General features: G+C 69.9%; 7 protein-coding genes. 4 read left to right on the top strand and 3 right to left on the bottom strand.

Features of this window, described 5'->3' with window-relative positions; genetic code table 11:
- Window positions 1–227 precede the first annotated feature (227 nt).
- Complete coding sequence (locus ACFU7Y_RS30705; RefSeq protein ID WP_224274821.1) at window positions 228–1,925, bottom strand: IS1634 family transposase; 1,698 nt, start codon at window positions 1,923–1,925, stop codon at window positions 228–230.
- 484 nt (window positions 1,926–2,409) lie between these two features.
- On the opposite strand from ACFU7Y_RS30705, the gene ACFU7Y_RS30700 reads away from it, so the two are divergent.
- Complete coding sequence (locus ACFU7Y_RS30700) at window positions 2,410–4,101, top strand: FAD-dependent monooxygenase (protein WP_380770359.1); 1,692 nt, start codon at window positions 2,410–2,412, stop codon at window positions 4,099–4,101.
- A gap of 584 nt (window positions 4,102–4,685) precedes the next feature.
- Here ACFU7Y_RS30700 and ACFU7Y_RS30695 read toward each other — a convergent pair.
- Window positions 4,686–6,182, bottom strand: coding sequence for a hypothetical protein (locus tag ACFU7Y_RS30695; RefSeq protein WP_380770358.1), 1,497 nt, complete (start codon window positions 6,180–6,182; stop codon window positions 4,686–4,688).
- A gap of 1,285 nt (window positions 6,183–7,467) precedes the next feature.
- Between ACFU7Y_RS30695 and ACFU7Y_RS30690 the strand changes: the two genes are divergently transcribed.
- Window positions 7,468–7,983, top strand: coding sequence for a DinB family protein (locus ACFU7Y_RS30690; RefSeq protein ID WP_380770357.1), 516 nt, complete (start codon window positions 7,468–7,470; stop codon window positions 7,981–7,983).
- A 52-nt stretch (window positions 7,984–8,035) separates the two neighbouring features.
- Here the strand turns inward: ACFU7Y_RS30690 and ACFU7Y_RS30685 are convergent, their stop codons facing one another.
- A complete protein-coding gene (locus ACFU7Y_RS30685) occupies window positions 8,036–9,307 on the bottom strand; it encodes an MFS transporter (RefSeq protein ID WP_380770356.1) in 1,272 nt (423 codons plus the stop codon).
- 88 nt (window positions 9,308–9,395) lie between these two features.
- On the opposite strand from ACFU7Y_RS30685, the gene ACFU7Y_RS30680 reads away from it, so the two are divergent.
- Both ACFU7Y_RS30680 and ACFU7Y_RS30675 read left to right on the top strand, forming a co-directional pair.
- The gene (locus ACFU7Y_RS30680; RefSeq protein ID WP_380770355.1) at window positions 9,396–10,391 is read left to right on the top strand and encodes an ArsR/SmtB family transcription factor; all 996 of its coding nucleotides are present in this window, start codon (window positions 9,396–9,398) and stop codon (window positions 10,389–10,391) included.
- Window positions 10,372–10,626 carry a hypothetical protein gene (locus ACFU7Y_RS30675; protein ID WP_380770354.1) on the top strand — a complete coding sequence of 85 codons (255 nt, stop codon included), beginning with the start codon at window positions 10,372–10,374 and terminating at the stop codon, window positions 10,624–10,626. The genes ACFU7Y_RS30680 and ACFU7Y_RS30675 overlap by 20 nt, the downstream gene beginning before the upstream one ends.
- The last annotated feature ends 2 nt before the right edge of the window (window positions 10,627–10,628 follow it).

The following is a 10,628-nucleotide window of genomic DNA, read 5'->3' as shown; positions in this document are numbered from 1 at the left end:
ACGGCCGCCTTACCGCCGGACGAGTGTAGGCCGATCAGCCCACCGAAGAACCTGTAAGCCAATCAGACGAACCACACCTAATTCCTGATAGACCCACGTCATCTACAACCTGCACCTGCGTTCCGCGTAATTCAGCGGCCTAGAGTCACGAATCCGGGGTCTGACCTGGGCGGACATGGGTGAGGGCGCCTGAGAGTCGTTTCTCTAGGCGCTGGTGTTCGTGCTGGTCAGCGGGGTGCGGGTTCGAGGGCGGTGATCTGCTTCGGTGTGGGGATGCCGAGCTTGGCCAGGAGGTCGGTCTGGGGCTTGGTGAGGGTGGTGACCTGTCGGAACAGGCCGGTAGGGCCGGTGAATGTGCCGAGCTGGAGCCGGTCGAGCTCGCGGCGGATGGTCGTCCAGGTCTCGTCCGTGGTGGTCTCGATGATGCGGATCAGCAGCAGGGCGAGCCAGCAGAGGACGACGTGTGCGCGTATGCGCTCCTCGAGCCGGTGATAGACGGGCCGCAGGTCGATGATCTGTTTCATGTCCCGCCAGCCCCGCTCGACTTCGAGGAGTTGCTTGTAACCGAGGGCGATGTCCTCGGCCGACAGATGCGGGTCGGAGCATCGCAGCAGGTACTTGCCGTCGAGGTTCTCCTCGGTCTTGATCTTCGCGGTGTCGATGCGGAGCTTGCCGGCCGGGGTGGTGCGGAGGTAGCGGTTGAGGCCGGGCTTGTCGGCGAGCTTGCCGCGGAGCTCGCCGCGCTTGAAGTCGCTGAGCTTGTCGGTGCCTTCTATCAGGATCGTGAGCTGGGAGACGAGCTGTTCGCGTATGTGCTGGTCACGGGTGGCGGCTTCGGGGTTGTGGCAGATCACGAACCGTTCGGTGTCGGAGATCCGCACCTCCTTGACCCGCATGTTCCCGGCGATCTCGCTGTAGCGGCCCTGGCGGGACAGGGCGGCCTTCACCTCCGGGCTGCCGGAGCGGAGTTTCTCGCCGACGATGTAGGCGTGGTCGCCCTGGCGGAGGTAGCGGCGGTTGCGTTCGCTGGAGAATCCCCGGCCGGTGACCCACACGATCTTGCTCAGGGTCCAGTCCCGCATGTCGTCCTTGACCTGCCGGATCAGCTTCTGGTCACCGGTGTTACCGGGCCAGGACCAGACACGGACCGGGATCCCGTCCCTCGTGACGGCCATCCCGATCACGATCTGCGGCAGGTCGTCGCGGGAGTCCTTCGACTTGCCGAAGGTACGGAACCCGGCCTGCTCCGCGCACTCGCCGTCCTCTTCGGCGGTTGGGCGGTCGTCCGCCAGGAGGCGGCCCCTGCCGTCGCGGGCAGCGGGTTCGTCGGCCTCCTCCAGCTCGAAGTAGGTGCTGGTGGTGTCGAAGAACAGCAGGTCGACCTCGAGGTTGAGGAGGTTCGCGACCTCGTCGAACACCCGCTTCTCCAGGTCGTCGGTCACCTCGTGGAGCCAGTCCATCGCCCGGTAGCAGGCGTCGTCGTCGGTGGCCGGCAGGCCCTCGACATGCACGTCGTACGTGACCCAGTCCGCGGCGGCCAGCTTCGACGACGGAGCCAGGGCCCGTTTCGCAACCAGAGAGAACAGCACCCGCTCGGTCACCGACATGTCCCGGCGCCGGCCCCGTTTGGGCTGCCCGACCTGCCCGTCGTGGTAACCGCCGAGGTCGGGCGGGAAGAGTCCCGCAAGACCGTGACCCTCGACTGCCGGTTCCAGGCCGAATTGCGTGAAACCGGGCGCGATCTGAGGCTCGCGGACGGACAGGAGCTGGACCCCGGTGTCCTCGGCAAAGGCGGCGGCTGCCTGAAGGTAGGCGGTCTCAACCGGTCCGTGGTCGCTGACCGATTCCTCCGCCCCGACATAGCGTCCGTGCTCGTCGCGGTCAGCGGGATCGTACTTCGTGACCCGGTAGACGTAGGGCAGCATTCACTGCCCCCCGACGGGCGGGAAGGGCGCCGCTGCCTGGTGACACCTCAGGACGTCCGCGCCCGCGTCGCGGTGTGGGACGGGCTGCTGACATCGACGCAAGAGGCTCACCGCACCATCCTGCCGCAGCCGACCAGTCCGACGCTCCCGATATTCGACGCCCCGGGAAGCCACCGTCCATGGCCCCGAAAGCCGGACCACCCTGGCCGCAGTGGACAACAATGCCGAACCGCTGAAGATCACACGCCGACCATCACGTGGAGGGTGTGATGCCGTGGCTACCCCCGGCCCCATCGAGTTCGAGGAAAAGCACTACGCCAACCCGGCAACGGCCGAATCAGTGAACCTGAAACCACGTCAACCTGCCCTGACCAGCAAATCAGCAACCACCGCACAACGGGGCAACCTCAACCCTGCCGGGTCGGCGCACCCTGGTGAAGCACACTGGCTCGGCAACCAATCCGGACGACGAAGGAGCCTGATCATGGCCGATGTCGACGTACTCGTGGTGGGAGCGGGCCCGGTGGGCCTGACGGCGGCGGCCGAGCTGCGGCGGCACGGCGTGGACTGCCGCATCGTCGATCGGCTGGCCGTCCCGCAACCCTATGCCAAGGCCATCGGTGTCCTGCCCCGCACGCTGGAGGTGTGGGACGCCATGGGCCTGGTCCACGGGGTGTTGGACGACGCGGTGCCGCACCTGGGCCAGCTGGTCTTCATCGACGGCAAGTCGGGCCCCCCGGTCGAGCTGACTCTGCCGCCCGAGATCCCCTATCCCTTCGCCACGCTGCCCCAGTGCACGACCGAGCGGCTGCTCGCCGAGCATCTCGCGCGCTTCGGCACGGAGGTGGAGCGGCAGACCGAGCTCCGCTCGGTGGAGATGCGCCCGGACGAGGTCGAGGCCGTCCTCGCGCACGCCGACGGCCGGATCGAACGTCTGCACGCCCGCTACGTCGTGGGCTGCGACGGCGCGCACAGCCTGGTCCGCAAGGCGGCCGGGCTGACCTTCGAAGGCGACGCCTTCCCCGAGCAGTACATGATCGGCGACGTCGAGCTCGACTGGGAACTGCCCGCCGGCTACAGCATGCGGGCCGTGAACCTGGACACGAACGGTGCGATGGACGACATGCTCGTCTGCATTCCGATGCCGGGCGTTCGGCGGTACTGGCTGTCGATGCTGCGCCCCCGCGCCCAAGCCTGGGGCGAAGACGGCTCGAACGCGCCGGACGGGACCGTCCTCGGCCTGGAGAATGGCCACGGACCGGACCTCCGGCACATCCAGGCCGTGCTCGACCGGCTGTCCCCGGAGCCGACGACCGCCTCCACGCTGCGCTGGTCCTCCACCTACCGGACCAACCACCGCCTGGTGGACCGCTACCGGAACGGCCGCCTCTTCGTCGCCGGGGACGCCGCGCACATCCACCCGCCGATCGGCGGGCAGGGTCTGAACACCGGCGTGCAGGACGCCCACAACCTCGCCTGGAAGCTGGCCCTGGCCGTCCGCGGTCTGGCCACGGACGACGTGCTGGAGAGCTATCACGCCGAACGCCACCCGGTCGCGCAGGAGGTGGTCGACCGCACCGTCCGCCATGCCCGCACCGTCAGCCAGGCCCGAACCGTCAGCCATGCCCGCTCCGGCCTCAGCAGCAACGGGGACGACGCCGAGATGCTGCTGCGGCGCCAGGCCCAGTTGCTGGTCGCCTACCCGGACAGCCCGTTGATCCAGCCGCAGGCGGCGGACGGCACACCCACGGCCGGTCCCGCCCCCGGCGACCGGGCACCGGACTGCCGCGGCCTGCTGAGCGACCTCGCCACCTACCCGCGACGGCTGTTCGACCTGCTGCGCACCCCGCGGCACGTGCTGCTGCTGTTCGCGGGCTCGGAGCACGCCTCCGGCAGCGGCGCCGCCCGGCTCGAGGCCTGCGCCGCCGCGGCGCAGCACGCCGCCCACGGCCTGATCGACGCCTATCTGGTCACCGCCGCAGAGGTACCGCAGGACGCCCGCCCGGTCGGCCTGCGCCCGCCGCGGGTGCGCGACGCGGCGGGCGAGTTCCGCGACGCCTATGCGCCGCGTGACGGCGAGGCCCTCCTGATCCGCCCGGACGGCTATCTCTCCGGACGCTTCCACCCGGCCGTACCGGAACGCCTGACGGCGCATCTGCGCCGAACCTTCGCCTGACTCCCACTGCCGCGGGCGGAGCGCCGCCGGTGGAGTGCGGCGAAACCGTCGCCGGTGTCCTGCGCCAGATGGAGGCCACCGGCGTGGGCCAGACCCTCGATGCGCGCCCCTCACCGGTGCTCACCCTGGCAGGGAGCGCCGTGCCAGGGTGAAGCAACTTGTGTGAGGAGGAAGACGGTCGGGTGCGGTGGCGGAGTTCGGGCTGGTATTGCTGTTGTGGATCATCAAGACATGGATGTGCGGCATGGAGAAGGTGTCGCAGATCGGGCAGCAGCGGGTATTTCGTGAGGTAGCTGACAACAGCAGCGAGTTAGTGCTCGTTGTTGCGTCGGCGACGGGACCGGAATTCCGGATTCGAGTGCGTGCTCCTATCGAGGCCGCCCTCGGCGGCGCCGCGTTCGGTCGTGCGCTGTCGTGCCGATTGCTGGACGCGGAGCGACGGAAAGCAGCCCCGGGTGAGGACCCGGGGCTGCTTCCGGTACTGCTGGGTTCACCGGCGCCCGTCGGCCGCGTCACCCGCGTGTTCCACTCCGGGGAGGGGCCGGGGTGGACCCGGGGATCGTGGCGGGCGAGCCCACGCGGTGTCAGGAGCAGGTGTACTGCACGGGCTGGTCGGGGTCGCTCCCGATGAGGGTCTTCTCGTCGGCGCTGATCGCAACGATCGAGAACAGGTTCGAGACCGCGGACAACGAGTCCGAGACCACGCCGTCGCGCCACAGGACAGGGTGTGTGGTCGACCCGACGTACGCGATGCCGCCCACGGTTCCGTTGCCGCCGATGGCCCTGCCCTCCAGGGCGCCATCGGTGATGGTCCGGACCACCGAACCCTGGGTGTTCCATTCGACTGCGGCGTAGCTCGTGTCGTTGATCACGCCGCCGACGATGCGCCCGTCCCGGATCGCCCACGGAGTGACGTCGGTGTTGGGGCCTTTCGTGGCCAGCGTGTGCCACACACCGTTGAGGTCCGTGACGAAGCCACCCGAGTCGTTGGTCCCGATGATCCGGCCCTGCTCGTCGATGTCGCGGGGAGTCAGGAAGACGGATGCGGGGAGAGGCAGTTCGCGGTACGTCCCCGGTGCGCTCGCGGGCCATACCACCAGGATGTTCTTCGTGCCGACCTGGGCGGTCCCGGCGATGTCACCGGCGTTGTTGATCACGCTGGCCCTCGCGCCGCCCCAGGCCGGGTTGGACGGCAGCGTGGTCGTCGTCCCGGTGCGGCTGATGGTCACGGCCGTGGACTTGTTGTTGGTGAAGGTGTTGCCCACGATCAGGCCGGACGCGTTGACGTCCGACACGTTGGGCCCGTCCACGGGGAGCCGCAGCACGACCTTCCCGTTGTCCCACAGCGTCCCGCGCTTGTCCTTGTAACCGTAAGGCCAGGTGGTGGAGCGCGTTGCGGTGATGCCGACCCCGTACCGGCCGCCGTCGGTCGCGGACAGCGAGCCCTTGGTCGTGCCGGCCGGCAGTTCCCAGGCCGTCTGCTGCCAATTGCAGGCCGCCGCTTGAGCGGTGCCGACCGGTACGAGACCGAGTGCCGCCGTGACCGCCGCCACGGCGAGCACGGATCCTTTTCGTCGGTTGAACAAGGGGTCCGCCCTTCTTCGTAAGGAATGCACTTCTGGCTGCTCACCCTGGCAGGGAGCGCTGTGCCAGGTGAAGCAACTTGCGTGAGGAGGAAAACGGTCAGGTGCGGTGGTGGATTTCGCGTCGGTGTTGCCGTGGTGGATGATCACGGCGTGGATGTTCGACATGGAGAAGGTGCCGCAGATCGGGCAGCGACGGGTATTTCGTGAGCTAGCCGACAACAGCAGTGAGTTACTGAGGTATTCAGGGCGGGGTCGGTGGAGTGAGTGACAGGCTGGTGCCGCCAGGCATTCCTCGATGAGGGCGGGCCGGAGCTGGATGTGTCGTAGGCCTCGGCAAAGGGTGCGGGTGAGGTGGTCGGAGTCGGTGAAGGCGGTGTCCGCCATCGGGCCGCGTCGCAGGAGCGACCAGAGGCCTTCGACCGGGTTGAGGTCCGGTGCGCAGGAGGATAGTTGGAAGACGGTGAGCCAGTCGTGCTCGGCGGTGTACTGCTTCATGCCAACCGTGAGGTGAGTGTTGAGGTTGTCCCCTACCAGGACGATCGGGCCGCCGAGCTGGATGTGCGCGCGGACGGCGAGGTCGCGATAGTCGGTCCAGGCGAAGCTCTTGCGGGCTCCTTTGAGCGGGTGGTGGAAGGGGCCGGCAGATCATTCGGCTTCTCTCGCCGGGCTTGTAGCAGCACGGTGCGGTCACTGGGATTCGGCGGCGGGAGCGTCCTCGGACGCGGACCGATGAAGGTGTGGACGTACCACTTGTCCGTTCCGCGCTTGCCGCGCCACTGGATGTGGAACCCCAGGAAGTCGAACCCCTCGCTCAGGTACACCGGTTGGGTCTTGGCTTCCGAGAGCCGCAACCCCATCGGTGCGAGGACCTGGGGCGATCCCCTCGCGCAGTGCCTCGGTGTCCTGCCTGGCCCCTCCGACCAGGACGACGAGGTGAGTCGGCGGCGGGAATCGCACCCGCCGCCGCTCACAGAACCGTGCGGGAGCCTCTCGGCTCACACGGCTCCCATCGTCCAGCCGTCAGGCTTGAGTGGCTGTTGCACCCACCGCTCCAGATACATCGCGGCCACCGCCCCGGCCCTTCACCGGAGCAGCCTGCGGTGGTTTGAGACCTCCCCCCTGCGTGGGCGGTCCCGGAGGGAAACCGGATGCGGCAGAGCAGCCCTGCCTGGCACCATGGCTCCCGTGATCACGTGTCGAAAGGCCGATGCCGCGTAGGCGGCCACGCGCGCTGCGCGCCGAACGACCGGTCTCCCGCGTCTGGGGGCCGACCCCGCCGCTCCGGATTCACGGACTCTCCGCCGGGACGAGCCTGGCTGTGCACCGGGTCGAGTACCTGAGCGTCAGCTTCTACCTACACCTGGGTGCCACTGACCGGGCATTGCGGCGATACCGCGAATTCCTGCATCCGCCGGGAAGGCGTCCGCTGTACCCGCAGGAATCGCATTGCTCGTGCTCGGGGTGTTCCTTCGACGACGTCAGGCACGCGCGTGACGTGCTGGAGGAAGTCCTGGAGAGACTGCCGGAACAGGCGCGTGCCGAGCTCGGCCGGCTTGTGAGGCCTCTGGATACGGTGTTCTTGCGCCGTACCCTCCCTGACCCGTTCGCGCACCGGCGCCAGTGGCGCACGGAGTTCTGGTGGTACCGCCGCCTGGCTGACAGGTCGGAGTGGGGGTGAAAAGACCTGCGGCCGGCCCCGCACCGAGATGGGACGATCACAGCCATGGCTGCTGTCGTGACGGCGGCCTGCATCTCGAGTTCAGAGTGGCAGACTTGGCCCATGACTCTCTCCCTCCCCGAGCCCGACCAGCAACTCTCCGACCCCAGCACGCTGTTGCTGGACTACCTCGACCACTACCGATCCGTGATCAGCGCCAAGACCGAGGGAATGTCCGACACGGAGCTGCGCATCAGCCGGCTCCCTTCCGGATGGACCATGCTCGAATTGCTGAAGCACCTCGTCCACATGGAGCAGCGCTGGCTGCGCTGGGGCTTCCGGGCCGAACAGGTCTCAGCGCCCTGGGGCGACCGTGGTCCGGCGGACCGCTGGTACGTCGGACCCCAGGAAACAGCCGCCGAACTTCTCGCCGCACTGCACGCGGGCGGCAAGCACACCCGAGCCATCGTGTCGGGTACGCCCCTGTCCACCGTCGCCGAGCCCGGAGGCCGCTTCCCTGACGACGGCACCCCGCGGCCCACCCTGGGTTGGATCCTGTTCCATGTCCTCCAGGAGTACGCCCGTCACGCAGGCCACCTGGACATCGTTCGCGAGCTCACCGACGGCGTCACTGGCTGATGGTCATCGGCTACGACGAGGCTTCGGACCTCGCCGCCGTCGAACGCGGGCTTCACACGGTCGGGCCCGCTGTGGGTCTGGCGCGCCGCCAGGTGAGGACCCAGGCGGCGGTGAGCAGCGAGCCGACGCCTGCCAGGGCCATCGCGCCGCCCGTGCCGCTCGCCGCGGTGATCGCACCGAAGCAGACGGGGCCGACGCCCTGCAGTGTCATGTGGCCTGAGCCGAGCAGGCCGAAGGCCTGGCCTTGGCCGCGCTCGGGGAGGGCCGCCAGGAACTCCCGTTGCAGGCCCAGGCCATAGGCGAAGCCGCAGCCGCTGCAGAGCAGCAGTACTGCCGCGAGCAAGCGGCCCGGTTCCGCGGCGAAGCCGATCAGTGGCACGCCCATCAGCGCGATCAGCGGCACCACCAAGCGCTCCCGCGTCGACGGCCGGAGCAGGCGGCCGACCAGCAGGTCGCCCACGAGCATGCCGACCGGCAGGCCGGCCAGCAGTATGGCGTAGGAGCCGGCGGGGAAGCCGTGTGCACCCGTGTAAGCGACGATCAGTCCCTCCGCGCCCGCGACGAACGCGCTCGGCAGCCACTGGGCGAGCAGCAGCCGGCGTACCGCGCGGTCGCGCAGCAGGGTGGTGCCGCCGCGCAGACTGTTCCGCACGGCGCCGCCACCCGTGTGGCCGCTCGCATCGCCCCTTTCCTCCCGCTCGACAGGGACACGTGGCATCCGCAGCCGGACGGCCGCCGCGCACACCAGGTTCAGCGCCGCGCCGATCGCCAGCGCCTGCCGCGGGCCCAGGGCCTCGACGACCGCGCCGCCGAGCGCCAGGCCGAACAGCTGCGCGCCACTGGAGGCCAGGTTGTTGAGGGAGCGTCCGAGCACGTATGCGTCACCACTCAGCCAGCGGGCCACCAGCCGGGCCGAGGCGCCGCTGAACACCGGCGTGGCGAGCGCGACGAGGGCGACCAGAGCCAGGCCGGCCGCCGTCGGCAACCGGACGAGGGCGAGCAGCGCCGCCGCCGCACCCTCCACCAGGAAGCCGCCGACGATCAGCGCCCGGGGCGGCAGACGGTCGGCCAGTGAGCCGAAGAGCAGCGAGCCGAACAGCTGCGGGAGGAAACCCGCTCCGAAGGCGAGGGCACTGAGCAACGCGGAGCCGGTACCCGTGAAGACCAGCACGGAGAAGGTGGTGATCCGCAACGAGCCGGCCGTCACGCCGACCACGCGGGTCACGAAGAGCAGCCGGAAGCGCGGCTCGGCCAGCACCTCGCGGTAGGTCGTACGTCGCGCGGCGGCCGACTGCGCCGGGGAACAGGGGGGAGCGGTCGTCATGCGAAGCAGCGTCGTGCCAAGGGCCGGTGCGCCGCGAATGATTCGCCCCAGCACGTAAGGTCTTGCGGGCGCGGTCTACCTTTGAGGCGTGCTCCGCTACACCGCCACCGCCGAGGATCTGCTGCGCAGCCGCTTCGCGCTCTCGCCGGCCTTTGAGCTCTGTGGCCTGCTACGCCGCCTGTGCGGCATGGGCGCACCGCTGCCGGGCGGGTGGGCCGCGCGTCTCGCGCCCGGCTTCGCGCGCCTTCGCCGCGAGACTGCGCTGGACGCCGTGCTGGCCCTGCAGACCAGCTCTTCGGGCGCCAACTTCGTTGCCCCGCCGCCTCGCGGGCTCGCTCAGACCTGGGCCGACGACCTGGCGGCCATCCGGGCCACCCCGCTCTCCGTCGCCCGGGACGAGATCGACCGGCTGGGACGCCGGGCGCCGGTCCGCGACCCGCGGGTGCGCGCGCTGCTGGATTCGGACGAGGTGGTCGACCTGATCGGCGACGCCCTCGATCGCGCCTGGAACGACCTGATGGCGCCCGACTGGTCGCAGCTGCGGGCGATCTGCGAGCGCGACGTGGTGCACCGCGTCGGCGTGATCGGCGAGCGCGGCTGGCGGGAGGCGATCGAGGGGCTGGACCGGGGACTGGTGTGGAGCGGGCTCAGCCTCCAGGTGCCGTTGCACTCCGAGAACGCGGTGGTCGACCTCTCGGGGGAGGGATTGCTGATGGTCCCCTCGGTGCTGGTCTGGCCGGGCGTGGCGGCGTTCTACGACGAGCCCTGGCCGAAGGCGCTGGTCTATCTGGCGCGCGGCACCTCGACGCTCTGGGAGCGGGCCGCGCCCGGCCCGGACGCGCAGGCCGCGCTGGCCGCCCTGCTCGGGCGCTCCCGGGCGCGACTGCTGGCGGAGTTGGGGACGCCCGCCAGCACCAGTCAGCTCGCCCGCAGCCTCGGCATGGCTCCCGGCGCGGTCGGCGACCACCTTGCCGTCCTGCGGGCGTCCGGCTTGCTGGCCCGGGCGCGCTCCGGCCGCGCGGTGCTGTATCGCCGCACCGCGCTCGGTGACGCGCTGGTCGGGGGTGCCACGGAAGCGATGTGACGTCCCGGGTGGCGAGGGGCAGCCGGACGAGGGGCCGGCGTACGACCTCGGCGCCGGTGTCGTCACGGGCAGCCCGTTCGCCGAGGCGCTGCCCGAGCCGGCGGTGGGCGAGCGGGTCGCGCCGGCCGCGGCAATGCCCGGCGAGGTGCCCGGCGAGGTGGATCTTGGTGGTCAGCCCGCCGCGAGAGCGTCCGATGGCGTGATGGCCGGGTTCGTCGGCCGGGGCCCCTTTTGACG

It is taken from the genome of Kitasatospora sp. NPDC057542 (genome assembly GCF_042801945.1).
In the GTDB taxonomy this organism is placed as follows: Bacteria; Actinomycetota; Actinomycetes; order Streptomycetales; family Streptomycetaceae; genus Kitasatospora.
Note: the sequence above shows the minus strand (reverse complement) of the source record. Positions and strands in the feature narration are given on the sequence as shown.